Annotated in this window: 23 protein-coding genes; 12 read left to right on the top strand and 11 right to left on the bottom strand. The window is 70.9% G+C overall.

What is annotated here, in order from left to right; translation table 11 throughout:
- The first annotated feature begins 124 nt into the window (after window positions 1–124).
- The 4 genes from SGA01_RS12215 to SGA01_RS12200 all read left to right on the top strand — a co-directional run bounded on the left by SGA01_RS12215 (window position 125) and on the right by SGA01_RS12200 (window position 4,062).
- Window positions 125–1,093: an ABC transporter ATP-binding protein gene (locus tag SGA01_RS12215; protein ID WP_141296504.1), complete on the top strand. Its 969-nt coding sequence runs from the start codon at window positions 125–127 to the stop codon at window positions 1,091–1,093.
- Between the two features lie 3 nt (window positions 1,094–1,096).
- Window positions 1,097–1,876: an ABC transporter permease gene (locus SGA01_RS12210; protein ID WP_141296502.1), complete on the top strand. Its 780-nt coding sequence runs from the start codon at window positions 1,097–1,099 to the stop codon at window positions 1,874–1,876.
- Window positions 1,877–2,098: 222 nt separating this feature from the next.
- The gene (locus SGA01_RS12205; protein ID WP_141296500.1) at window positions 2,099–3,229 is read left to right on the top strand and encodes an ABC transporter ATP-binding protein; all 1,131 of its coding nucleotides are present in this window, start codon (window positions 2,099–2,101) and stop codon (window positions 3,227–3,229) included.
- Window positions 3,226–4,062: an ABC transporter permease gene (locus SGA01_RS12200; protein ID WP_141296498.1), complete on the top strand. Its 837-nt coding sequence runs from the start codon at window positions 3,226–3,228 to the stop codon at window positions 4,060–4,062. The genes SGA01_RS12205 and SGA01_RS12200 overlap by 4 nt, the downstream gene beginning before the upstream one ends.
- A gap of 11 nt (window positions 4,063–4,073) precedes the next feature.
- On the opposite strand, the gene SGA01_RS12195 is transcribed toward SGA01_RS12200, so the two are convergent.
- Window positions 4,074–4,403: an Rv1322 family protein gene (locus SGA01_RS12195; protein WP_141296495.1), complete on the bottom strand. Its 330-nt coding sequence runs from the start codon at window positions 4,401–4,403 to the stop codon at window positions 4,074–4,076.
- 198 nt (window positions 4,404–4,601) lie between these two features.
- Between SGA01_RS12195 and SGA01_RS12190 the strand changes: the two genes are divergently transcribed.
- Window positions 4,602–5,636, top strand: coding sequence for an LLM class flavin-dependent oxidoreductase (locus SGA01_RS12190; RefSeq protein ID WP_141296492.1), 1,035 nt, complete (start codon window positions 4,602–4,604; stop codon window positions 5,634–5,636).
- A gap of 106 nt (window positions 5,637–5,742) precedes the next feature.
- Here SGA01_RS12190 and SGA01_RS12185 read toward each other — a convergent pair whose 3' ends face one another.
- Window positions 5,743–6,135 (bottom strand): SCO5389 family protein, encoded by a 393-nt coding sequence (locus SGA01_RS12185; RefSeq protein WP_055641302.1) that lies wholly within the window; start codon window positions 6,133–6,135, stop codon window positions 5,743–5,745.
- 228 nt (window positions 6,136–6,363) lie between these two features.
- Between SGA01_RS12185 and nucS the strand changes: the two genes are divergently transcribed.
- Window positions 6,364–7,035 (top strand): endonuclease NucS, encoded by a 672-nt coding sequence (nucS, locus tag SGA01_RS12180; RefSeq protein WP_174867282.1) that lies wholly within the window; start codon window positions 6,364–6,366, stop codon window positions 7,033–7,035.
- Between the two features lie 105 nt (window positions 7,036–7,140).
- Here the strand turns inward: nucS and SGA01_RS12175 are convergent, their stop codons facing one another.
- From SGA01_RS12175 to SGA01_RS12160, 4 genes are all read right to left on the bottom strand, one after another.
- Complete coding sequence (locus SGA01_RS12175; RefSeq protein ID WP_141296489.1) at window positions 7,141–9,840, bottom strand: ATP-binding protein; 2,700 nt, start codon at window positions 9,838–9,840, stop codon at window positions 7,141–7,143.
- 211 nt (window positions 9,841–10,051) lie between these two features.
- Entirely contained in the window at window positions 10,052–10,375 is a 324-nt protein-coding gene (locus SGA01_RS12170; RefSeq protein WP_024761898.1) for an STAS domain-containing protein, read from the bottom strand.
- 126 nt (window positions 10,376–10,501) lie between these two features.
- On the bottom strand, window positions 10,502–11,350 hold the full coding sequence (locus tag SGA01_RS12165; RefSeq protein ID WP_055641305.1) for a 3-hydroxyacyl-CoA dehydrogenase family protein: 849 nt from the start codon (window positions 11,348–11,350) through the stop codon (window positions 10,502–10,504).
- 139 nt (window positions 11,351–11,489) lie between these two features.
- Window positions 11,490–12,128: a TetR/AcrR family transcriptional regulator gene (locus SGA01_RS12160; RefSeq protein ID WP_055641306.1), complete on the bottom strand. Its 639-nt coding sequence runs from the start codon at window positions 12,126–12,128 to the stop codon at window positions 11,490–11,492.
- Between the two features lie 88 nt (window positions 12,129–12,216).
- Between SGA01_RS12160 and SGA01_RS12155 the strand changes: the two genes are divergently transcribed.
- The 3 genes from SGA01_RS12155 to SGA01_RS12145 are packed head-to-tail and all read left to right on the top strand — an operon-like array spanning window position 12,217 to window position 14,333.
- Complete coding sequence (locus SGA01_RS12155; protein ID WP_141296487.1) at window positions 12,217–12,990, top strand: ABC transporter ATP-binding protein; 774 nt, start codon at window positions 12,217–12,219, stop codon at window positions 12,988–12,990.
- A 7-nt stretch (window positions 12,991–12,997) separates the two neighbouring features.
- On the top strand, window positions 12,998–13,747 hold the full coding sequence (locus tag SGA01_RS12150; protein ID WP_141296484.1) for an ABC transporter permease: 750 nt from the start codon (window positions 12,998–13,000) through the stop codon (window positions 13,745–13,747).
- 13 nt (window positions 13,748–13,760) lie between these two features.
- A complete protein-coding gene (locus tag SGA01_RS12145) occupies window positions 13,761–14,333 on the top strand; it encodes a cob(I)yrinic acid a,c-diamide adenosyltransferase (RefSeq protein ID WP_141296481.1) in 573 nt (190 codons plus the stop codon).
- On the opposite strand, the gene SGA01_RS12140 is transcribed toward SGA01_RS12145, so the two are convergent.
- The gene (locus SGA01_RS12140; RefSeq protein ID WP_141296478.1) at window positions 14,250–14,903 is read right to left on the bottom strand and encodes a hypothetical protein; all 654 of its coding nucleotides are present in this window, start codon (window positions 14,901–14,903) and stop codon (window positions 14,250–14,252) included. The two genes, SGA01_RS12145 and SGA01_RS12140, sit on opposite strands and share 84 nt — an antisense overlap.
- Window positions 14,904–15,054: 151 nt before the next feature.
- Between SGA01_RS12140 and SGA01_RS12135 the strand changes: the two genes are divergently transcribed.
- From SGA01_RS12135 to SGA01_RS12125, 3 genes are all read left to right on the top strand, one after another.
- Window positions 15,055–16,251 (top strand): sensor histidine kinase, encoded by a 1,197-nt coding sequence (locus SGA01_RS12135; protein WP_141296475.1) that lies wholly within the window; start codon window positions 15,055–15,057, stop codon window positions 16,249–16,251.
- Window positions 16,252–16,276: 25 nt separating this feature from the next.
- On the top strand, window positions 16,277–16,930 hold the full coding sequence (locus SGA01_RS12130; RefSeq protein WP_141296472.1) for a response regulator: 654 nt from the start codon (window positions 16,277–16,279) through the stop codon (window positions 16,928–16,930).
- A 122-nt stretch (window positions 16,931–17,052) separates the two neighbouring features.
- Window positions 17,053–18,897 (top strand): glycoside hydrolase family 18 chitinase, encoded by a 1,845-nt coding sequence (locus SGA01_RS12125; protein ID WP_174867280.1) that lies wholly within the window; start codon window positions 17,053–17,055, stop codon window positions 18,895–18,897.
- A 63-nt stretch (window positions 18,898–18,960) separates the two neighbouring features.
- Here SGA01_RS12125 and SGA01_RS12120 read toward each other — a convergent pair whose 3' ends face one another.
- The 4 genes from SGA01_RS12120 to SGA01_RS12105 all read right to left on the bottom strand — a co-directional run bounded on the left by SGA01_RS12120 (window position 18,961) and on the right by SGA01_RS12105 (window position 22,398).
- Complete coding sequence (locus tag SGA01_RS12120; RefSeq protein ID WP_055646019.1) at window positions 18,961–19,407, bottom strand: DUF2550 domain-containing protein; 447 nt, start codon at window positions 19,405–19,407, stop codon at window positions 18,961–18,963.
- Window positions 19,408–19,552: 145 nt separating this feature from the next.
- Window positions 19,553–19,927, bottom strand: a complete 375-nt coding sequence (locus SGA01_RS12115) for a F0F1 ATP synthase subunit epsilon (RefSeq protein WP_024761909.1) — start codon at window positions 19,925–19,927, stop codon at window positions 19,553–19,555.
- Between the two features lie 111 nt (window positions 19,928–20,038).
- A complete protein-coding gene (atpD, locus tag SGA01_RS12110; RefSeq protein ID WP_024761910.1) occupies window positions 20,039–21,481 on the bottom strand; it encodes a F0F1 ATP synthase subunit beta in 1,443 nt (480 codons plus the stop codon).
- Window positions 21,481–22,398 (bottom strand): F0F1 ATP synthase subunit gamma, encoded by a 918-nt coding sequence (locus tag SGA01_RS12105; RefSeq protein ID WP_024761911.1) that lies wholly within the window; start codon window positions 22,396–22,398, stop codon window positions 21,481–21,483. The genes atpD and SGA01_RS12105 overlap by 1 nt, the downstream gene beginning before the upstream one ends.
- Window positions 22,399–22,414: the final 16 nt, after the last annotated feature.

The following is a 22,414-nucleotide window of genomic DNA, read 5'->3' as shown; positions in this document are numbered from 1 at the left end:
GCAGTCCCGCTGACACCGGGCGGCACCGTCGGCAACACCGCGCCGGTACCGCGTGCACAGCACATCCGAAAACCCTCCGTCACTCCGGTGGCGGGGGGTTTTCCGCGCCCTTAGGTTGGGACGCATGATCGAGCTTGAGGGCCTGACCAAGCACTACGGGACGAAGACAGCGGTCGACCATCTCTCCTTCCAGGTCCGGCCGGGCGTCGTCACCGGTTTCCTCGGGCCGAACGGGGCGGGCAAGTCGACGACGATGCGGATGATGCTCGATCTGGACAACCCGACCAGCGGTACGGTCCGGATCGACGGCAAGCACTACCGGGACCTCGCGGAGCCGCTGAAGTACATCGGCGCCCTGCTCGACGCCAAGGCGATGCACGGCGGGCGTTCCGCGTACAACAACCTGCTGTGTCTCGCGCAGTCGAACCGGATCCCGGAGAGCCGGGTCGGCGAGGTGCTCGACCTCGTGGGTCTGACGCCGGTCGCCCGGAAGAAGTCGAAGGGTTTCTCCCTGGGTATGGGGCAGCGGCTCGGAATCGCCTCGGCCCTGCTCGGCGATCCCGAGATCCTGATGTTCGACGAACCCGTCAATGGTCTGGACCCCGAGGGAATTCACTGGATCCGCAATCTCATGAAGGCGCTGGCCGGCGAGGGCCGGACGATCTTCGTCTCCAGCCATCTGATGAGTGAAATGGCGCTGACGGCCGATCATCTGATCGTGATCGGGCAGGGAAAGCTGCTGGCCGACACGTCGATGGCGGATTTCATCCAGCAGAATTCACGAAGTTATGTGCGGTTGCGTTCGCCGGAGCAGGAACGCCTGCGGGACGTTCTCCACGCCAACGGATTTGTCGTGGTCGAGTCGGGCAACGGCACCCTCGAGGTGGACGGGGCGACCACCGAGAAGCTGGGCGAGCTGGCGGGCGCGAACCAGCTCGTCCTGCACGAACTGAGCTCCCAGCGCGCCTCGCTCGAGGAAGCGTTCATGCAGATGACGGCCGGTGCGGTGGAGTACCACGCGCACGGCACCGACGTACACGGCGCCGCGTCGGCGCCCGGCCCCAAGTGGGGCTCGATCTCCGAGGGAGACTGATCGATGGCAGCGGCATCCGCGGTCCTCCGGTCCGAGTGGACCAAGATCCGGACGGTGTCGTCGACCGTCTGGACACTGGCGAGCGCCCTGATCGTCACGGTGGGGGTCGGCGCGGCGCTCTCCGCCGTGTTCAACTCCACCTTCGACGAGCTCAGCGAGGCCGAGAGACTCACCTTCGACCCGACCCTGGTCAGCTTCTTCGGGATGACCCTGGGGCAGCTGGCGATGGTCGTCTTCGGCGTCCTGGTGGTCGGCACCGAGTACTCCTCCGGCATGATCCGCACCTCGCTCGCCGCCGTGCCGCAGCGCGCGACCTTCATCTTCTCGAAGATCGCGGTGGCCGGCGGTCTCGCGCTGCTCGTCGGCATCGTGACGAGCTTCCTGTCCTTCTTCCTCGGGCAGGCGCTGCTCGGCGAGCACCGGGCGTCGATCAGCGACGAGAACGTGCTGCGGGCGGTGTTCGGCGGCGGTCTGTACATGGGACTGATCGCGATCTTCTCGATGGGCGTGGCCACGATGCTGCGCTCCTCGATGCTGTCGCTCGGCATCCTGATGCCGTTCTTCTTCCTGGTCTCGCAGATCCTGGCGGCCGTGCCGAAGGCCAAGGAGGTGGCCCGGTACTTCCCCGACCAGGCCGGCTCGAAGATCATGCAGGTCGTCCCGGACGCCCTGAACACGGAGAAGGCCCCGTACGGTCCCTGGGGCGGGCTCGGGATCATGCTGATCTGGGTGGCGGCCTCGCTCGCCGGCGGCTACCTGGTGCTGAAGAAGCGCGACGCCTGACCCCGGGGGGCCGAGCCCCGAAGGCGCCCGGCCGCGCCGTCCGGGGGCCGGTCCGACCCGTAGGGGACGACCTGGAAATCTCCCGGACCTTCCCTTCCGCATCTCTTCCGCTTCGCTGGAACCGTCAACGGCTGGATAAGCTCCTCATTCATACGGGGGGCTCCGGCCGTCGGCCGCCACGCCCCGACATGGATGCGACCGACCTGTCGATGGGGCTGGAGAATGATCGAGGCAGTCGGCCTGACGAAGCGCTACGGCGCCAAGACGGCCGTGTACAACCTTTCCTTCCAGGTGAGGCCCGGTGTAGTCACCGGCTTCCTGGGGCCCAACGGCTCGGGCAAGTCGACGACGATGCGCATGATCCTCGGGCTCGACCGACCCACCTCCGGGCATGTGACGATCGGCGGCCACCCCTTCCGGCAGCTGCCGAACGCGCCCCGGCAGGTCGGCGCGCTGCTCGACGCGAAGGCCGTGCACGGCGGCCGGAGCGCGCGCAGCCATCTGCTGTCGCTCGCCCAGCTGGCCGGCATCCCGGCGCAGCGGGTCGACGAGGTCCTCGGCGTCGTCGGTCTCCAGGACGTGGCCAAGCGCCGCTCCAAGGGCTTCTCGCTCGGCATGGGCCAGCGGCTCGGCATCGCGGCGGCGCTCCTCGGCGACCCGCAGGTGCTGCTCTTCGACGAGCCGGTCAACGGCCTGGACCCGGAGGGCATCCTCTGGGTCCGCAACCTGATGAAGAAGCTGGCCTCCGAGGGCCGGACCGTCTTCGTCTCCAGCCACCTCATGAGCGAGATGGCGCTGACGGCGGAGCACCTGATCGTGATCGGCCGGGGGCAGCTGCTCGCGGACATGAGCGTCACGGACTTCATCTCGGCGAACTCCGCCGACTTCGCCCGGGTGCGGACGCCGCAGACCGAGCCGGCGCAGCGCGAGAAGCTGACGACGACGCTCACCGAGGCCGGCGGCCAGGTGCTGTCCGAGCCGGACGGCGCGCTGCGCGTGACGGGTCTGCCGCTGCCGCGGATCAGCGACCTCGCGCACGACGCGGGCGTTCGGCTCTGGGAGCTCTCCCCGCACCAGGCCTCCCTGGAGGAGGCGTACATGCGGATGACGCAGGGCGCCGTGGACTACCGCTCCACCGACGACCGGCTCGCCCACCTCCAGGCTCCGCTCCAGCCCGGCCAGCCGGGGTACGGGATGCCGCCGCAGCAGCCGACGGCCCCCGAGGTGTCCCAGCAGGGCTGGTACGCCCCGCCGCCGCCCGGGCAGAACCCGTACGCCGGGGCTCCTCAGGCGCCCGCACAGAGCCCGTACGCCACCCCGCAGCCGAGCGACACCACCAAGGACGCCCGATGACCGCCCCCACCCACCACCACGCACCGGCGCCGCACGCCTACGTCTCCCCCATCCCGGTCCGCAGGGCGCACCTCGGTGACGCCCTCGCCTCCGAGTGGACGAAGATCCGCTCGGTGCGGTCGACGATGTGGACGCTCGGCGTCATGATCCTGCTGATGCTGGGCATCGGCCTGGGTGTGGCGGCCATCGCCTCGGCCTCCGAGGCGCCGATGGGCGACGAGTCCGCGCTCGGCTTCGGCTTCTTCGGCATGCTTCCGGCCTCGATCTGCGTGATCACGCTCGGGGTCCTGACGATCGCCTCCGAGTACGGCACGGGCATGATCCGTACGACCCTGACGGCCTGCCCGAGCCGGGCGCGGGTGCTGACGGCGAAGGCGATCGTCTTCTTCCTGCTGGTCTTCACGGTCACCACCGTCTTCGCTGCGCTGGTGGCGGTGGCGCAGGTCGCCATCGTGGACACCGCGTCGGAGCCGACGGGCGCCGAGTGGCTGCGGGCGACGGTCGGGGCGGGCGCGTACCTGGCCATGCTCGGTCTGCTGTCGCTGGCGCTCGGGACGCTCATCCGGCACTCGGCCGGTGCGATCACCGTCATGATCGGTCTGCTGCTGCTCCCGCTGGTGGCGGCGCTGTTCATGTTCTCGGCGGCGCTCCGGTCCGTGCAGGAGGCGCTCTTCACCTACGCGATCCCCTCGCAGATGATCGCGCTGTACAGCGAGCGTCCGCCGTTCGGCGACAACGGCCCGGCGGGCTGGGAGCCGCTGCTGATCATGGCGGGTGTCACGGCCGCGGCTCTGGCCGGCGCCTACGCCCTGCTGAACAGCCGGGACGTGTAAGAGGGGCTGCCTCAGTACTTCGGCGCATTACGGGACCGCTGCACCCTGCTGGTGCGGCGGTCCTTCGCGTTCCAGCAGGCCTTGTGCCAGTGGCGCCGGTCGTCCACGCCCCCGTACTCGGGCCAGGCGACGACGTGCGGGGCGCCGGCAGGGATCTCCTGGTCGCAGCCGGGGCAGCGGTAGCGCTTGCCGGGCGAGCTGGCTCCGGCGACGAGCCGGACGTACCACTCCTCGCCCTGCCAGGTCTCGCTGCGCTGCGCGCCGCCGTACCGGTCGCCGGGTTCGCCCAGCTGCTGCTCGGGCTTCTCGCCGCCTCGGGAGCGGTTGTGGCGCGGGGACACGGGCACACCTCACGGGGTCTGGGAACACGGACCGTTCTCTCCAGCCTACGGGCCGCGACACGGTGCCCAGGGCCCGGTCCGCGACGGCTTAGCCGAAAATCGCAAGAACTTCATGAACGGCCGTTGCCTTTGGCACGTGTCAGACGTTGTTGCCAGTGCGAGGGGAGATACGCGTCGGCCGCAAGGAGGCAGAAGGCGATGCGCGTGGGTACGTTCGTTCTGGCCGCCCAGTTCCCGGGCCAGGGACAAGGGGAGGCCTTGCACCGGGCGGTGCGGACCGCCGAGGTCGCCGAGGAGGCGGGACTCGACTCCGTCTGGCTCGCCGAGCACCACTTCGTGCCGTACGGGGTCTGCCCCTCGGCCGTGACGCTCGCCGCGCTGCTCCTCGGGCGCACCCGGCGGCTGAGGGTGGGCACGGCGGTGAGTGTGCTGCCGACCGTCCACCCGGTCGCCCTGGGAGAGCAGGCGGCGCTGCTGCACCTCACCTCGGGCGGCAGGTTCACCCTCGGGGTGGGCCGGGGCGGTCCGTGGGTCGATCTTGAGGTGTTCGGCGCGGGTCTGGCGGCGTACGAGGGAGGCTTCCCCGAATCGCTCGATCTGCTGCTGCGGTGGCTGGGCGAGTCCCGGGTCGGCGCCGAGGGGGAACGATTCGCTTTCCGCGAGGTGGCGGTGGTCCCCCGTGCCGACGAGCTGATCGGCGGTGAGCCGGGGCCCGAGGTCGTGGTGGCCTGCACCTCGCCGAAGAGCGTGCGGCTCGCCGCGGAGCGCGGGCTTCCGATGCTGCTCGGCATGCACTGCGGCGACGAGGACAAGGCCGAGATGGTCGCGGCCTGGGCGCGCTGCGCCCGGGAGGCCGGGCGGGACCCGGACGAGATCGCGCGGATGGGAGCCGGGCACGTCTCCGCGGGGGTCGTCCAGCTCGCGGACCGGGAGGCGGACGCGGCCGAGTCGCTGGTGAAGGCGATGCCGGGCTGGCTGAAGCAGGGACTCGACGCGCATGTGACGGTCGACGGCCGGCACCGGGCGATGCGGGACCCCGTGGCGTACACGGAGCTGCTGTGCGGGCTGCACCCGGTGGGCACGCCCCGGCTGGCGGCGGACCGGCTCGCGGCGACGGCGGAGCGTACGGGCATCACGCGGTTCGCTCTGCTCGCGGAGGGCTCGGGCGATCTCGCGGCGACCGAGGAGAACGTCCGGCGGCTCGGCGCCGAGGTCCTCCCGCTGCTGGGCTGAGGCCCGGCGGAGAGAGTGTGCCGCCGCTCCGGCATCTCTTCGTGGTCGACGCGTGTCGGCACGCGTCGACCACGTCTCCCGCGATGCGGAGCGGCAGCACCATGTCTCAGCAGTCGCGCATTTCCGGCGACTGGTTGAGCAGCTGCCCCCGTACGGACGTGAAACGGGCGAGCCGCTCGTCCACCGCCGGGTCCAGCGGGAACACGGCCACGCGGTGGCAGTTCTGGAAGGCGAGACGCACCCCGAAGTGTCGCTGCAGGGCGCCACGAATGGCATCGCTCGCGAGCGCGCGCAGCAGCTGACCACGTGCCTGTTCGTTCGGCGGCGGCGTCTGGTTGTCGGCGAACTCTCCGCCGTCGACCTTCAGCTGGGCCACCAGGGAACTGATCATCTCCCATGCGTAGGGCAGGGAGGTCCGGACGCAGTCGACGAAGTCGGCTTCGTCGACCTCGCCTCGCTCGGCCTGTTCCAACAGTGCCGGTGAGACGTCGAGCGACATGGGTTCTCCTCTCGCGACCCCGCGGACGGGGTCTTGCGGGCAGGGACGAAGGCCGGGCCGTGCGCCACGCAGCGTGCACGGACGACGACCTCCAGCTTCCACGGTAAGCGCGCAGACCTGGTCGCACCAGAAGATTGGGAACACAACAGGCTGATAACCGACGGGTGTTCGGCTCAGGATGATGCCCGAATCGCGCGGAAGAGCGCCCGTCTTGTAGCGTTGCGGACCATGCGTCTCGTCATTGCCCGTTGCTCCGTGGACTACGCGGGTCGGCTCACGGCCCACCTGCCCTCCGCGCCCCGTCTGATCCTGATCAAGGCCGATGGGAGCGTCTCGATCCACGCGGACGACCGGGCGTACAAACCGCTCAACTGGATGTCGCCGCCGTGCACCCTGAAGGAGGGTGCCGACGGTGAGGCGGGCATCTGGACCGTGATCAACAAAGCGGGCGAGAAACTGATCATCACGATGGAGGAAATCCTCCACGATTCCTCGCACGAGCTCGGTGTGGACCCCGGTCTGATCAAGGACGGCGTGGAGGCCCACCTCCAGGAGCTGCTCGCCGACCGCATCGAGACCCTCGGCGAGGGGTACACCCTGATCCGCCGCGAGTACCCGACGGCGATCGGCCCGGTGGACATCCTGTGCCGCGACGCGGACGGCGGGACGGTCGCGGTGGAGATCAAGCGGCGCGGCGAGATCGACGGCGTCGAGCAGCTGACCCGCTACCTGGAGCTGCTCAACCGCGATCCGCACCTGGCCCCCGTGAGGGGCGTCTTCGCGGCGCAGGAGATCAAGCCGCAGGCGAAGGTGCTCGCGACGGACCGCGGGATCGGCTGCGTGGTCCTGGACTACGACGCCCTGCGCGGCATCGAGGACGACAAGCTCCGCCTCTTCTGAGTCCTCCCGGGCCCGGCCCGGAGAAGGACGAAGCGGTACGAGTACGGGGACGGCCCCGGGTGCGGTGAGCGCGCCCGGGGCCGTCCCCGTCTGCCGTGAGCGGGGTCAGACGATCGTCGTCTCCGAGGCGGCGGGGCTGTCGGAGACGGAGGGGCCGCCGCCGAGGGGCGCCGACGCGGAGTTGCTCGGCGAGTTCTCCTCGGCCGGCGGAGCGGTGGTCGTCGGCGGGGCCGTGGTCGGGGGGGCCGTGGTCGTCGGCGGGGTCGTGGTCGGCGGAGTCGTGGACGGGGGCGGAGTGGTCGTCGGGCTCGACGTCGTCGGGCGCGGTCCGCCGGTGGAGGCCGAGGGGCTCGACGGCGGCCTGGTCGTGGACGGGGGCGTGGTGCCCGTCGGCTTGCCCGTGGGCGACGGCGGGGCGGTGGACGACGACGAGGACGACGACGAGGACGAGGAGCCGGGCGAGCTCGGGGAGCCCGTGGCGCCGGGGCTCGTCGGCGCGTTCGACGGGGAGGTGCCGTCGGAGCCGGAGGGGCTCGGGGAGCCCGAGTGCGTGGGATCGCCGGTCTTGCCCGGGTCGCCCGGCTCGCCGCCCTCCCCCTCGTCGCCCTCGGCGGGCGGCTCGTCGCCGTCGATGGCGTCGTCGAGGGTGCCGTCGGTCGCCGTGCTGTCGGAGGTGACGCGGTTGGTGGCGGGGTCCTCGCCTTCGCCCGACGTGGCGCCGAGGGTGACGACGGTGCCGAGGACGGCGACGAGGAGCGCGCCCGCGCCGACGGCGGCGAGGTTGCGGCGGGCGCCGGCGAGGATGCCTCCCGCGAAGCCCGGGCGGCGGTCGCCGGGTCCGGTGTCGGGGCGGGTGATGAGCGTCGGGCCCTCGTCGGCGAAGTCCGGGAACGCGGGAATCGGAGGCACCGCCGGGCCCCGCACGGGACCACCGGGCAGCGGGGCCGTGGGCGGCTCCGGGGCCGGGAGCGCGGGCCGGGCGGTGGCGCGCCGCAGGGCCGGGGTTCCGCGGGGCGGCGAGACGGGCTCCTCGGCGCGGGCCGCGACCGGGGTGTCGTGCTCTCCGGAGAGGTCGGCGACGAGGGCGAGCGCCCGGCGGCCCGCGACGGTGCCGCGCTTGTCGGCGAGCACCCCGCGCATCCCGATGGAGGCTTCCAGCTCGGCGCGGGCCCGCTCCAGGTTTCCGGCGCAGATCGCGAGGACGCCCAGCTCGTGGTGGAAGTACGCCTCCTCGGCGACGTCCCCGGTGAGCCGGGCGGCCTCCTGGCCGGCGCGCAGGGCCCGCTCCCAGGCGCCCCAGTGCAGTCCGGCGGCGAAGGCGGGCGCGGCGGCGCGGGCGAGGAGGACGGCGGTGGCCCGGCGCTCTCCGTCGGTGCCGGCCTCGGTGCCGGGGACGAGCGCGGCCAGGGCGGCGAGGAGGGCGTCGGACTCGGCGGCGGCGCGCTCGGGCGTGACGGAGGGGTGTCCGGCCCACCAGGCGTAGTGCTGGGCGGCGCTGTGGACGCGGTCCGCGGCATCGTGCTCGTACCCGTGGGCGAGGAGCTGGGTCATGACCCCGCCGGCGAGCCGGTAGCGGGTGCCGACCGGGGAGAGCAGCCCGCAGGCCACGAGCTCGCCGAGGGCGGCATCGGCGTGGGTGTCGCCGACCAGGGCCGGCAGGTGGGCCTGGTGCGGGACCTCTCCGCCGAGGGCCACGGTGAAGCGCAGGGCGGCCTGGGCGGAGCGGCTGAGCCGGGAGGCGAGGAGGGCGGCGGGGGCGGCGCCCTCGCCGAGGCTGGGCAGGGGTATCTCGCGGAGTTCGACGTCGGAGTCGTCGACGCCGTCGAAGGCGGCGGCCGCGGCGGCGGCGGCAGCCGCGGGGTCGGTGGGGCCGAAGGCTTCTTCGAGGGCGCCGAAGGCGTCGAACTCGGCCGGGGTGACGCGCAGCCGGTCGCGCTGGCGCAGCAGCGCTCCGGCCTGGACGAAGCGCAGGGGCAGGCCCTCGGACTCGAACCACAGGTCGCCGGCCCAGTTGGCCTCCTCGTCGGTGAGGGTGCGGCCGACGGCGCTCTCCAGGAGCTTCAGGGACGCGCCGCGGCCGAGGCCCGCGAGGGCGACCTCCTCGACGTGGGCGCCGGCCGTGGGGGCGGGCGCGTCGGGGGCGGCGGCGAGGAGGAAGGCGCACTCGGGGGCGGCGGCGAGGAGTTCGTCGAGGGCGGCGCCGCCGAACTCCAGGTCGTCGACGACGACGACGGCACCGACGTCACGGAGCAGGTCGAGGAGCGCGGTCCGGTCGGGCCGGTGGTTCGGGGCGTACCGGACGGCGGTGAAGAGTTCGTGGAGGAGCTCGGTGGGGGTGCGGTGGTGGCCGGAGAGGCGTACGACACCGTCGGGGGCGAGCTCCGCGCAGTCGGCGGCGACCGCGTCGAGGAGGGTGGTGCGGCCGGATCCGGCGGGGCCCGTCAGGCGGGCGGAGCGGCCGCGGGCGAGGATCTCGGCGAGCCGCTCGCGCTGCTCCTGGCGTTCGAGGAGGGGCAGGTCGGGGGCGGCGGGACCGGGCGGTACGGGCGGGGCCGCGGCGCGGGCGGCCTCGGCGCGCTCCTCGGGGGTGCGGCGGCGGGGGGCCGCGGGCTCCTGTCCCGGCGGGCAGGGTTCTATCTCGCTGCCGTCGACGGGGTTGACGGTGAGGAGCAGGTCGCCGGAGACCAGCGTGACGACGCGGGCGCGCGCGGGGGCCGCGGGCGCGGGCAGACCCCGGCCCTGGCGGGTCTCGTCACCCTCGGTGTCGTGCCCGTACTGCTCCGACCCAGGGTTGATCGGGTCCATGGTGCAAGCCCCCAAGAAGCGGTGTCCGGTGCCCGCCGGATGGGTCCGTCAATGTGCAGGCGACCGAACCCTAGACCGTGGTCAGGCGCTCGGGAACAGGCGGGGTGCCACGGAGACCAAGACGTCACGGTCTTGTGAGGATTGAGCGTGACGCCTGGTTCACACAGCGGCTTCACAGACGGTGGAGACCCCTGGGGGTGCGCACGGGGGGTCACACCCGGGGCAGCGACTCCGCGGCGAGGCCGCCCTCGATGGCGAGGATGCGGTGGAGCCGGGTGGCCACGAGCAGCCGCTGCATCTGGGGCGGGACCCCGCGCAGGACGAGGCGCCGGCCGCAGCGGCCGGCCCTCCGGTGAGCGCCCATGATCACGCCGAGCCCGGTCGCGTCCCAGGAGTCGAGGCCGGTCAGGTCGAGCACCAGATCGCCGACTCCGTCGTCGACGGCCGAGTGCAGGACCGTACGGGCGTCCGCCGCGCTGCGGACGTCGAGGCGGCCCCCGACGACCAGCTCGACGTGGTCGCCCCTGATGTGCATATGCGCTCCCCGAGAGTGCTCCGTCTTCGCAACAACTGACTGCCGCACTGGCAGATACGTTGCGCCTTGTCAGCGAACCGATACCGAAATTCACCCCACGGGGTGAGGCGGGGTGGCGGGTACGGCTCAGTACTTGTAGAAGCCCTGCCCGCTCTTGCGGCCGATGTCACCCGCGTCCACCATCCGGCGCATCGCTTCGGGCACCGCGAACTTCTCGTCCTGGGACTCCGTGTAGATGTTGTTGGCCGCGTTCACCAGGATGTCGATGCCGGTGAGGTCGGCCGTGGCGAGCGGGCCCATGGCGTGGCCGAAGCCGAGCTTGCAGGCGATGTCGATGTCCTCGGCGGTGGCGACGCCGGACTCGTGGAGCTTGGCGGCCTCGACGACGAGGGCCGAGATGAGGCGGGTGGTGACGAAGCCGGCGACGTCGCGGTTGACGACGATGCAGGTCTTGCCGACGGACTCGGCGAACTCCCGGGCGGCGGCGAGGGTCTCGTCGCTGGTCTTGTAACCGCGGACGAGCTCGACGAGCTGCATCATCGGGACCGGCGAGAAGAAGTGGACGCCGACGACGGCCTCGGGGCGCTCGGTCACCGCGGCGATCTTGGTGATCGGGATCGCGGAGGTGTTGGAGGCGAGGACGGCGCCGTCCTTGGCGACCTTGTCGAGCGAGCGGAAGATCTCGTGCTTGACGTCGAGGTTCTCGAAGACGGCCTCGACGATGATGTCGGCGTCGGCGACGGCCTCGAGCTCGGTGGTGGCGGTGATCCGGCCGAGGGCGGCCTCGGCGTCGGCCGCGTCCAGCTTGCCCTTGGCGACGAAGCGGTCGTACGACGCCTTGATGCCGTCGGTGCCGCGGGTGAGTGCGGCGTCGGTGACGTCACGCAGGACGACGTCCCAGCCCGCCTGTGCCGAGACCTGCGCGATGCCGGATCCCATGAGTCCGGCCCCGATGACGGCGAGCTTCCTGGCCACGATGTTCCACCCCTTAACGCCTGTTCACTTCTGACTCTTCGGCGGAGATTAGCGGGCCGGGGGCGCCATGTGACCGCTAAGTAATGCGCGTCACGCCCTCTTTGACGGACGTCACACTCACGACACCTCGTTCGTCCGGTCAGCCCTCGCGTACGGCGTACGTCAGGACCCGCTCGCTGAGCAGCTCCTCGATCTCGTCGAGAAGGACGAGGGCCTCGCGGGAGACGGTCGTCGCCTTGCGTCCCGCGGTCATCTCGCGGGTGATGTAGGCGACGACGGTGTTCTCGATCCAGGCGAGCTGGCCTCCGACGAGCAGCGGCAGCGGGTCGTCGGCGGCGGCCCCGGTCTCCTCGCGCAGGGTGGTGACGACGGCGTCGTGGACCTGCTGCTGGAGGTGGAAGAGCCGGGCCTTGAGGGTGGGGGCGTGCTCGATGACGTTCATGAAGGCGTCGAAGCCGTCCATGAGTCCGTACGCGGGCGAGACGGCGCCGATGTCCTGGCGCAGCGCGCGCAGGACGGCCGCGGCGGCGGACTCGCCCCGGTCGCGGCCGCGGATCATCCGGGCGAGGCGCTGGGTGACGCCGTCCATCCGGTCGAGGAAGAGGTCCTCCTTGGCCGGGAAGTAGTTGTAGACGGTGTTGACGGAGACGTCCGCCGCCTCGGCGACGTCGGCGACGGTCACGGTCACGAAGCCGTGCTCCAGGAAGAGCCCGGTCGCGATGTCCGAGATCCGCTGCTTCGTCTCGCGCTTCTTGCGTTCCCTGAGTCCCTCGGCCATGCCCACATCCTAGGCTCCCTGAAATTTTGGACCGTGCGAAAACTTGGTGGCATTGCAAAATTTCAGTGACTCTGTTTTTGTAGTCGTCATGCCCATCATCAGCACGGCCGGGCTCGCCCGGACCTTCACCGGCAGGAGCAGCCCCGTGGAGGCCGTCCGCGGGATCGATCTGACCGTCCGGCCAGGCGAGATCCTCGGACTCCTCGGACCCAACGGCGCCGGCAAGACGACCACCCTGCGCATGCTCACGACCCTGCTCCCGCCCACCGGCGGCGCCGCCACCGTCGCCGGTCACGACCTCGTCAAGGACCCCGCGGCCGTACGCCGCCGGATCGGGTACGTCGCCCAGTCCGGCGGCCTCGACCCCCAGGAGACGGTCCGCTCCGAGCTCGTCCTCCAGGGCAGGCTCTACGGCCTCGACCGCACCCGCGCGACCGCGCGCGCCGAGGAACTCGCGGTCGACCTCGACCTCACCGAGCTCCTCGACCGGCCCACCCCGGCGCTCTCCGGCGGCCAGCGCCGCCGCCTCGACCTCGCGATGGGGCTCACCCACCGGCCGGAGATCCTCTTCCTCGACGAGCCGACGACCGGCCTCGACCCCGGCAGCCGCGCCGACCTGTGGGCCCTGGTGCGACGGCTGCGCGACGAGCACGGCACGACCGTCGTCCTCACCACGCACTACCTGGACGAGGCCGACGCCCTCGCCGACCGCATCGTCGTCGTGGACCAGGGCACGGTCGTCGCCGAGGGCAGCCCCGCCGCCCTCAAGGCCGCGCACGGCGCCGCCACCCTCCAGGACGCGTTCCTCGCGATCACCGGGCGCGGCCCGGCCCCCGTCGACACCACTCCCGTAGCCGTCTAGGACCCTGATGCTTCTCCACGACACCGCGCTGCTCTTCGGGCGCTACGCCCGCCAGACCCTGCGCTCCCCGTTCCAGATCTTCTTCGGCGCGCTGATGCCGCTGCTCTACCTGTTCTTCTTCGGGCCCCTGCTCACCGGTCTCCCGCTGGGCCGCGAGGGCGACTCCTGGCAGATCCTCGTCCCCGGCCTGCTGCTCCAACTCGGTCTCTTCGGCGCCTCGTTCGCCGGTTTCTCGATCATCATGGAGAAGAGCTGGGGCGTGTTCGACCGGATGCGGGTCACTCCGGTGAGCCGACTGGCCCTGCTGCTCGGCCGGGTCCTGCGCGACGCCGCGCTCTTCGTCTTCCAGGCGGTGCTGCTCGTCCTCGTGGCCGTTCCGATGGGCCTCAGGGCGCCGCTCCCCGGGATCCTGATCGGCTTCGGCTTCGTCGCCCTGCTCTCGGCCGCGCTCGCCTCGCTCTCGTACGCGCTGGCGCTGAAGCTGCCGAGCCCGCAGGAGTTCGGCCCCGCGATCAACACCCTCGCGATGCCGGCGATGCTGCTGTCCGGCCTGATGCTGCCGATGGCCCTCGCCCCCGGCTGGCTGGACGTGCTCTCGCACCTCACGCCGTTCCGCTATCTGGTGGACGCGGTCCGGGAGGCGTACATCGGCCACTACACGACCCCGGCCGTGCTGTACGGGGTGCTCGTCGCCCTCGGCCTGACGGCGCTCGCCGTGACGGTCGGCACACGGACGTTCCGAAGCGCCGGTGCCTAACTAGGCTGGGCCCATGGTCAATCTGACGCGCATCTACACCCGTACCGGCGACCAGGGCACGACGGCCCTCGGCGACATGAGCCGGACCGCCAAGACGGATCTGCGGATCTCGGCCTACGCCGACGCCAACGAGGCCAACGCCGCCATCGGCACGGCCGTCGCCCTCGGGCAGCTGGACGAGGAGGTCGTGAAGGTCCTCGTCCGTGTCCAGAACGACCTGTTCGACGTGGGCGCCGACCTCTGCACGCCCGTGGTGGAGGACCCGAAGTACCCGCCGCTGCGCGTCGAGCAGGCCTACGTCGACAAGCTGGAGGCCGACTGCGACCACTTCCTGGAGGAGCTGGAGAAGCTGCGCTCCTTCATCCTGCCGGGCGGCACACCCGGTGCGGCGCTGCTGCACCAGGCGTGCACGGTGGTCCGGCGGGCGGAGCGCTCCACGTGGGCGGCTCTGGAGGTGCACGGCGAGACGATGAACGCCCTGACCGCCACCTACCTCAACCGGCTATCGGACCTGCTCTTCATCCTGGCCCGGACGGCGAACAAGGAGGTCGGGGACGTGCTCTGGGTCCCGGGCGGCGACCGCTGAGACACCCTGCGGGGACTCGCCCTTCGAGGACTCACCCTCCGGCGCCTTCTTCGGCCAGATCGCGTACGTGAGCGCGATCAGGCCGTGGATGCCCGCCGCCCGCCAGGCGCCGAAGATCCAGCTCCGCAGCCCGTCCGTGTTCCCGTCGTCGCCGACGTACCAGATCGCCAGGAGCAGCAGGACGGAGGCGACGGACGCGGCGACCACCGAGCCGAGCCAGACCCGGCCCTCGTGACGGGCGCGCGCCATGCCGTACTGCGGCGGCTTCTGCGGCGGGGGGCCGCCGCCGAGGCGGTGGGCGGCGTGGCCGTCGAGCCACTTCACGGTCCGGTGGCCGTGGCCGACGGTGTAGCCGATGTAGACGGCGGCGAGCCCGTGCCGCCAGCTCGGCTCGGCCCCGTTCTTGAGGTCGATCGCGGTGACGACCAGGAGCAGGACCTCCAGGAGCGGTTCGCACAGCAGCAGCGCCATGCCCGCCTTGGGCATCTTCAGGAGATAGCGAGTGGCGAGGCCGGCGGCCAGCAGGACCCAGAAGCCCACCTCGCAGATCACGATCAGCGCGACGATCACGATGTTCCCCTTTCGGTTCCCCCTCAGCGTCCCGTGGGTTCGGGCGTGATTCCTCGTCGCCGTGGACGAAGTCCGGCTACATCCTTCGACGGAGGGGCGGATCGCCCAGGACGAGGAGGTCTCCGCTCGCGGGGACGTGTTGGATGGGTACGTGACCCTTCCCCGCCCGCACCGCATCGACCTGTTCATCGCCGCCGTCGGCCTGGTCGGCGGCCTGGTCCTGTGGTCGTTCGGACTCTTCGTGACCGGGGACCGCCTCATCGGGCCGCGCTGGGCGACGCTGATCCCGCTGGCTGTGATGGCCACGACGGAGGCCCTGCGCCGCGCCGCTCCGCAGACCGCCCTGACCCTCGCCACCGTGGCGATCGTCGGCGACCAGTTCACCAACGGCAACCTCGCCACGGTCCTGATGTTCACGGACGTGGTCTACGCGGCGGTGGTGTACGGCACGCCCTCCCAGGCCCGGCGCATCCCGTACACCATGGGACTGATCACCGTCACGGTCACGGTGGTCTTCCTCGTCTGGTGGCAGAACGCGATCGGGCTCCTCGTGGGCGTGATCACCGGCATGCTCTGCTTCCTCCCGGCGATCACGGGCGCGATCGTCCGCAACCACCGGGAGGCGGCCGACTCCGCCCGGCTGCGCGCCGAGCAGACCGCGCTCCTCGCCGAGATGGACCGCACGCAGGCCGTGGTGGCCGAGCGGTCCCGGATGGCGCGCGAGCTCCACGACATGGTGGCCAACCACCTGTCCGCCATCGCGATCCACTCCACGGCGGCGCTCTCGCTCGACGAGCCGGCCACCACCCGGCAGGCGCTGACCGTGATCCGGGAGAACAGCGTCGCGGGTCTCGCCGAGATGCGGCGGCTCATCGGGCTGCTGCGCGACAGCGGCGCGGACACGGAACCGGCCGCGGCGCCCACACTCGCCGGCCTGGACGCGCTGGTGGCCCAGTCCGCGGCCAACGCCGAGCCGAGCGGTCTCGTCCTCGTCCTCGACGACACCCGGCGGAGCCCGTCGGCCCTCCCGGCGCCGGTGGAGCTGGCCGCGTACCGGATCGTGCAGGAGTCCCTGACGAACGCGCTCAAGCACGCGGCGCCCGGCGAGGTGCGGGTGAGCCTGGGACAGGACCCGGGCGCGCTGTGGATCCGGGTGACGAGCCCGTACGGGGAGCGCTCCGGCCCGACGGCGCCCGGTTCGGGGGCCGGCCTGGTGGGGATGCGGGAGCGGGTGGCCCTGCTCGACGGGGTGTTCGAGGCGGGCCCGGTCCCGGACGACCGGGGACGAAAGACGTGGCGGGTCCGGGCGGAGCTGCCCGTGGGCGCGAGCGACGAGGAGCGGACATGACGGTACGGACGGGTGGGGAGCGGGCATGACGGTGCGGGTGCTGGTCGCCGAGGACCAGAGCGCGGTACGGGCGGGGCTCGTCCTGATCCTGGGCAGCGCCCCGGACATCGAGGTGGTCGGGGAGGCGGCGGACGGGGAGCGGGCGGTGGAGCTGGCCCGTGAACTGCGCCCGGACCTGGTCCTGATGGATGTGCAGATGCCGCGGATGGACGGGGTGACGGCGACCGGGATCGTCGTCTCGGAGGGGCTCGCGGACGTCCTCGTCCTGACCACCTTCGATCTCGACGAGTACGTCTTCGGGGCTCTGCGGGCGGGCGCCTCGGGCTTCCTGCTGAAGAACGCGGAGGCGCGGGAGCTGATCGAGGCGGTACGGACGGTGGCGCGCGGCGAGGGCCTCATCGCCCCGGCGGTGACCCGGCGGCTGATCGCCGAGTTCGCCGCGACGGGCCGCCCGGCGCGGCCGTCGGCCGGGACGGACCCGGCGGTGCTCGACGCGCTGACGCCCCGAGAGCGGGAGGTGCTGTCGGCGCTGGGCGGGGGTCTGTCGAACGCCGAGATCGCGGTACGACTCGACATGGCGGAGGCGACGGTGAAGACGCACGTCAGCAAGGTGCTGAGCAAGCTGGAGCTGCGCAGCAGGGTCCAAGCGGCGGTACTGGCACAGGAGTTGGGGGTCTGACCGAGATCGGCGACGTTGGTCTGGACCTCTTGACGATTGGTCCAGACCTTCCTACGCTCGCGGGGCGCGCGCATCTTCACGGACCACCCCCACCTTGTCCGTCCGCAACTTGAGGAGCACCGTTGAGCACTCAAGCACCGACGCGCAGAACAGGGTTCAGACGCCGGGCCGCCGCCGGTCTGACCGCCCTGATCCTGCCGCTGGCCGCCATGGTCGGCCTCGCGACCCCCGCCGAAGCGGCCACCTCGGCCACGGCGACCTACACCAAGACGTCCGACTGGGGCACCGGCTTCGGCGCCAACTGGACCGTCAAGAACACCGGCACCACCACCATCACCTCCTGGACCGTCGAGTGGGACTACCCCACCGGCACCGCCGTCACCTCCGCCTGGGACGCCACCGTCACCAGCTCCGGCACCCACTGGACCGCCAAGAACGTCGGCTGGAACGGGACCCTCGCGCCCGGCGCCTCCGTCTCCTTCGGCTACAACGGCTCCGGCTCCGGCGCGCCCACCGGTTGTAAGATCAACGGCGCCGCCTGCGACGGGACCTCCCAGCCGGGCGACAACGCCCCCTCGGCCCCCGGCACCCCGGTCGCCTCCAACATCACCGACACCTCGGTGAAGCTGACCTGGACCGTCGCCACCGACGACAAGGGCATCAAGAACTACGACGTCCTGCGCGACGGCACGAAGGTCGCCACGGTCACCGGCCTCACCCACACCGACCAGGGCCTGACCGCCGGCACCGACTACAGCTACACGGTCGTCGCCCGCGACACCATCGACCAGACCGGCCCCGCCGCCGGCCCGGTCCCCGTCCGCACCACCGGCGGAGGCGGCACCCCGCCCCCGAACGTGGTGAAGATGGGCTACTTCACGAACTGGGGCGTCTACGGCCGCAATTACCACGTGAAGAACATCGTGACCTCGGGCTCCGCGTCCAAGATCACCCACATCAACTACGCGTTCGGCAACGTCCAGGGCGGCAAGTGCACCATCGGTGACGCCTACGCCGACTACGACAAGGCCTACACCGCCGACCAGTCCGTCGACGGCGTCGCCGACACCTGGGACCAGCCGCTGCGCGGCAACTTCAACCAGCTGCGCAAGCTGAAGAAGGCGTACCCGAACATCAAGGTGCTGTGGTCCTTCGGCGGCTGGACCTGGTCCGGCGGCTTCGGCCAGGCCGTGCAGAACCCGACCGCCTTCGCCCAGTCCTGCTACGACCTGGTCGAGGACCCGCGCTGGGCCGACGTCTTCGACGGCATCGACCTGGACTGGGAGTACCCGAACGCCTGCGGTCTCTCCTGCGACACCAGCGGTGCCGCCTCCTTCAAGAACATGATGCAGGCCATGCGCGCCAAGTTCGGTGCCAACAACCTGGTCACCGCGGCCGTCACGGCCGACGCCTCCGCCGGCGGCAAGATCGACGCCGCCGACTACGCGGGCGCCGCGCAGTACATGAACTGGTTCAACGTCATGACGTACGACTTCTTCGGCGCCTGGGCGGCGAAGGGTCCGACGGCCCCGCACTCCCCGCTCACCTCGTACGCCGGCATCCCGCAGGCGGGCTTCAACTCCGCCGAGGCGATCGCCAAGTTCAAGGCGAAGGGCGTCCCCGCCAGCAAGCTCCTCCTCGGCATCGGCTTCTACGGTCGCGGCTGGACCGGCGTCACCCAGTCCGCCCCCGGCGGCACGGCGACCGGCCCGGCGCAGGGCACGTACGAGCAGGGCATCGAGGACTACAAGGTCCTCAAGAACTCCTGCCCGGCCAACGGCACCGTCGCGGGCACGGCCTACGCCCACTGCGGCACCAACTGGTGGAGCTACGACACCCCCGCCACCGTGAACTCGAAGATGAGCTGGGCCAAGAACCAGGGCCTCGGCGGAGCGTTCTTCTGGGAGTTCAGCGGTGACACCACCAACGGCGAGCTCGTCGGCGCCATCAACACCGGTCTGAACTAACCCCACCGGGGGACACGAAGAAGCGGGGGCCGGCGCAGCACGCCGACCCCCGCTTCCTCACACCTACGCGACGTTGACCCGCTGCCCGGGAGGCGCCGCCTCCAGCCAGGCCATGAAACCGGTCCGGGCGTCCTCGCTCATCGCGAGCTCCAGACGGACGCCCTCGTACATACAGGGCTGGATGACCATGTCGGAGAGGAGCGCGAGCTCCTCCTCGCCCTCGGGCATCCGGCGCTCCAGGGCCACGATGGACGAACGCTCCAGGACACGGCGCGGGCGGGGCGCGTACGAGAAGACACGGAACCAGGCGATCTCGTCACCGCTGTAGCGGGCGACGCCGTACACCCAGCCCTTCCCGCTCGGATCCGGCTCCGCCGGGACATTCCAGTGCAGGGAACAGTCGAAGGTGCCGCCGGCACGCTGGATCAGCCTCCTGCGCAAGCCGAAGACGAAGAGCCCGATCACCACCAGTGCGACGACCAGGCCGCACACGAGCAGAGCGAGGAACATCTTCACCGACCTCCTCGCTGCGTCCCGTAGCCGGCAGAGCCGACCGAACCGAAATACACCTGCATCTGCATCGCCTCAGCCGCGGCACGGTCTGGATAATTCCAGCCGTGCCGCGGCTGAGGGCACTTCTACTCGGCGCGGACCGTCAGCGGACCGCTACCGCGCGCAGCCGGACATCGGCGCGCCGCTCGGCGGCGGCGTCGGAGTCCGACTTCGCACGCTCCAGCGCGCGCTCGGCGCGCTGGGCGTCGATCTCGTCCGCCAGCTCGCAGATCTCCGCGAGCAGAGACAGCTTGTCGTCGGCGAAGGAGATGAATCCGCCGTGGACGGCGGCGACGACAGTCGCGCCCTCGCTCGTACGGATGGTCACCGGGCCCGACTCCAGCACACCGAGCAGCGGCTGGTGGCCGGGCATGACGCCGATGTCGCCGGAGGTGGTACGCGCGATGACCAAGGTGGCCTCGCCGGACCAGACACTCCGGTCCGCGGCGACCAGCTCGACGTGCAGCTCAGCAGCCAAGGGTGGCTCCTCGGGTCACCACCCGGCGGTCGTGCCGGGTGTTGGGGTCAATTCTAATGGGCGTGGTGAGGGGGGCGGGACAGGATCCCGCCCCCCTCAGGAGCACGGGGCTCAGGAGACGCCAAGCTCCTTGGCGTTCTTCTTGAGGTCCTCGATGCCACCACACATGAAGAAGGCCTGCTCGGGGAAGTGGTCGTACTCACCGTCGCAGATCGCGTTGAACGCGGCGATCGACTCGTCGAGCGGAACGTCCGAACCGTCCACACCGGTGAACTGCTTCGCCGCGTGGGTGTTCTGGGACAGGAAGCGCTCGACACGGCGGGCGCGGTGGACAACGAGCTTGTCCTCCTCGCTCAGCTCGTCGATACCGAGAATCGCGATGATGTCCTGGAGGTCCTTGTACTTCTGCAGGATTCCCTTGACGCGCGTGGCGGCGTCGTAGTGGTCCTGCGCGATGTAGCGCGGGTCCAGGATCCGGGACGTGGAGTCCAGCGGGTCCACGGCCGGGTAGATGCCCTTCTCGGAGATCGGACGGGAGAGAACCGTCGTCGCGTCGAGGTGGGCGAAGGTGGTGGCCGGAGCCGGGTCGGTCAGGTCGTCCGCGGGGACGTAGATCGCCTGCATCGAGGTGATCGAGTGACCACGGGTCGAGGTGATGCGCTCCTGGAGGAGACCCATCTCGTCGGCCAGGTTCGGCTGGTAACCCACCGCGGAGGGCATACGGCCGAGCAGGGTCGACACCTCGGAACCGGCCTGGGTGAAGCGGAAGATGTTGTCGATGAAGAAGAGAACATCCTGCTTCTGCACATCGCGGAAGTACTCCGCCATGGTCAGACCGGCAAGGGCGACGCGGAGACGCGTGCCCGGCGGCTCGTCCATCTGGCCGAAGACAAGCGCGGTCTTGTCCAGAACGCCCGCTTCTTCCATCTCGACCATGAGGTCGTTGCCCTCACGGGTGCGCTCGCCGACGCCCGCGAAGACCGAAACACCGTCGTGCAGCTTGGCCACACGGACGATCATTTCCTGGATCAGAACGGTCTTGCCGACACCGGCACCACCGAACAGACCGATCTTTCCACCCTTGACGTACGGGGTGAGAAGGTCGACGACCTTCAGGCCGGTCTCGAACATCTCGGTCTTGGACTCGAGCTGGTCGAAGGCCGGGGCCTTGCGGTGGATCGTCCAGCGCGGCGCGTCGGCCACGGTGGAGGCATCGGCGTTCAGCACCTCACCCAGCGTGTTGAACACACGGCCCTTGGTGACGTCACCGACGGGAACGGTGATGCCCGTGCCGGTGTCGGTCACCGGGGCCTGGCGGACCAGGCCGTCGGTGGGCTGCATGGAGATGGCGCGGACGACGCCGTCACCGAGGTGCTGGGCGACCTCGAGGGTCAGCGTCTTGGTCGCGCCCTCCTCGGTCGGGTCCATGACCTCGACGTGCAGCGCGTTGTAGATCGCCGGCATCGCGTCGACGGGGAACTCCACGTCGACGACCGGGCCGATGACCCGGGCGACGCGGCCCGTGGCGGCGGCCGTCTCAACAGTGGTCGTCATTACTTGTCACTCCCCGCGGTCGCGTCGGCCAGGGCTGCGGTGCCACCGACGATCTCGCTGATTTCCTGGGTGATTTCGGCCTGGCGGGCCGCGTTGGCAAGTCGGGAGAGATTGTTGATCAAGTCTCCCGCGTTGTCGGTAGCCGACTTCATCGCGCGGCGCGTGGCGGCGTGCTTGGAGGCAGCCGACTGGAGCAGCGCGTTGTAGATACGGCTCTCGACGTACCGGGGCAGCAGGGCGTCGAGGACGTCCTCCGCCGACGGCTCGAAGTCGTACAGCGGTCGGAGCGTGTCCGAGTCGCCGGCCTCCTTCGCCACCTCGTCGAGGCTGAGGGGCAGCAGCCGGGCCTCGACCGCCGTCTGCGTCATCATCGAGACGAATTCGGTGTAGACGATGTGGAGCTCGTCCACGCCGCCTTCCGCCGTGTCCTTCTCGATCGCCTCGATCAGCGGTGCCGCGATCGTCTTGGCGTCGCCGTACGACGGCTGGTCCGTGAACCCGGTCCACGTACCGGCCAGCTTCCGCTCGCGGAAGTTGTAGTGCGCGATGCCACGACGGCCGACGACGTAGACGGTGACCTCGCGGCCCTCGCCTTCCAGCTTCGCCGTCAGCTTTTCCGCCGCCTTGATGGCGTTGGAGTTGAAGGCGCCGGCCAGACCGCGGTCGCTCGAAAGGAGCAGGACCGCGGCACGGATCGGGTTCTCCGCCTCGGTGGTCAGCGGGTGCCGGTCATTGGCACCCGTGGCCACCGCCGTGACCGCGCGGGTCAGCTCGGTCGCGTACGGAGTCGATGCCTGTACCTTGCGCTGCGCCTTGACGACACGCGAGGCGGCGATCATCTCCATCGCCTTGGTGATCTTCTTCGTCGCGGTGACGGATTTGATGCGACGCTTGTAGACCCGGAGCTGCGCTCCCATGAGTCAGGTCCCTTCC

This window comes from Streptomyces gardneri (assembly GCF_006539185.1).
GTDB lineage: Bacteria > Actinomycetota > Actinomycetes > Streptomycetales > Streptomycetaceae > Streptomyces > Streptomyces gardneri.
Note: the sequence above shows the minus strand (reverse complement) of the source record. Positions and strands in the feature narration are given on the sequence as shown.

Coding starts and splice junctions, on each gene's coding strand:
- SGA01_RS12215 (WP_141296504.1), top strand. CDS start 125: ATGATCGAGCTTGAGGGCCTGACCAAGCACTACGGGACGAAGACAGCG.
- SGA01_RS12210 (WP_141296502.1), top strand. CDS start 1,097: ATGGCAGCGGCATCCGCGGTCCTCCGGTCCGAGTGGACCAAGATCCGG.
- SGA01_RS12205 (WP_141296500.1), top strand. CDS start 2,099: ATGATCGAGGCAGTCGGCCTGACGAAGCGCTACGGCGCCAAGACGGCC.
- SGA01_RS12200 (WP_141296498.1), top strand. CDS start 3,226: ATGACCGCCCCCACCCACCACCACGCACCGGCGCCGCACGCCTACGTC.
- SGA01_RS12190 (WP_141296492.1), top strand. CDS start 4,602: ATGCGCGTGGGTACGTTCGTTCTGGCCGCCCAGTTCCCGGGCCAGGGA.
- SGA01_RS12185 (WP_055641302.1), bottom strand. CDS start 6,135: ATGTCGCTCGACGTCTCACCGGCACTGTTGGAACAGGCCGAGCGAGGC.
- nucS (WP_174867282.1), top strand. CDS start 6,364: ATGCGTCTCGTCATTGCCCGTTGCTCCGTGGACTACGCGGGTCGGCTC.
- SGA01_RS12175 (WP_141296489.1), bottom strand. CDS start 9,840: ATGGACCCGATCAACCCTGGGTCGGAGCAGTACGGGCACGACACCGAG.
- SGA01_RS12170 (WP_024761898.1), bottom strand. CDS start 10,375: ATGCACATCAGGGGCGACCACGTCGAGCTGGTCGTCGGGGGCCGCCTC.
- SGA01_RS12160 (WP_055641306.1), bottom strand. CDS start 12,128: ATGGCCGAGGGACTCAGGGAACGCAAGAAGCGCGAGACGAAGCAGCGG.
- SGA01_RS12155 (WP_141296487.1), top strand. CDS start 12,217: ATGCCCATCATCAGCACGGCCGGGCTCGCCCGGACCTTCACCGGCAGG.
- SGA01_RS12150 (WP_141296484.1), top strand. CDS start 12,998: ATGCTTCTCCACGACACCGCGCTGCTCTTCGGGCGCTACGCCCGCCAG.
- SGA01_RS12145 (WP_141296481.1), top strand. CDS start 13,761: ATGGTCAATCTGACGCGCATCTACACCCGTACCGGCGACCAGGGCACG.
- SGA01_RS12130 (WP_141296472.1), top strand. CDS start 16,277: ATGACGGTGCGGGTGCTGGTCGCCGAGGACCAGAGCGCGGTACGGGCG.
- SGA01_RS12120 (WP_055646019.1), bottom strand. CDS start 19,407: ATGTTCCTCGCTCTGCTCGTGTGCGGCCTGGTCGTCGCACTGGTGGTG.
- atpD (WP_024761910.1), bottom strand. CDS start 21,481: ATGACGACCACTGTTGAGACGGCCGCCGCCACGGGCCGCGTCGCCCGG.
- SGA01_RS12105 (WP_024761911.1), bottom strand. CDS start 22,398: ATGGGAGCGCAGCTCCGGGTCTACAAGCGTCGCATCAAATCCGTCACC.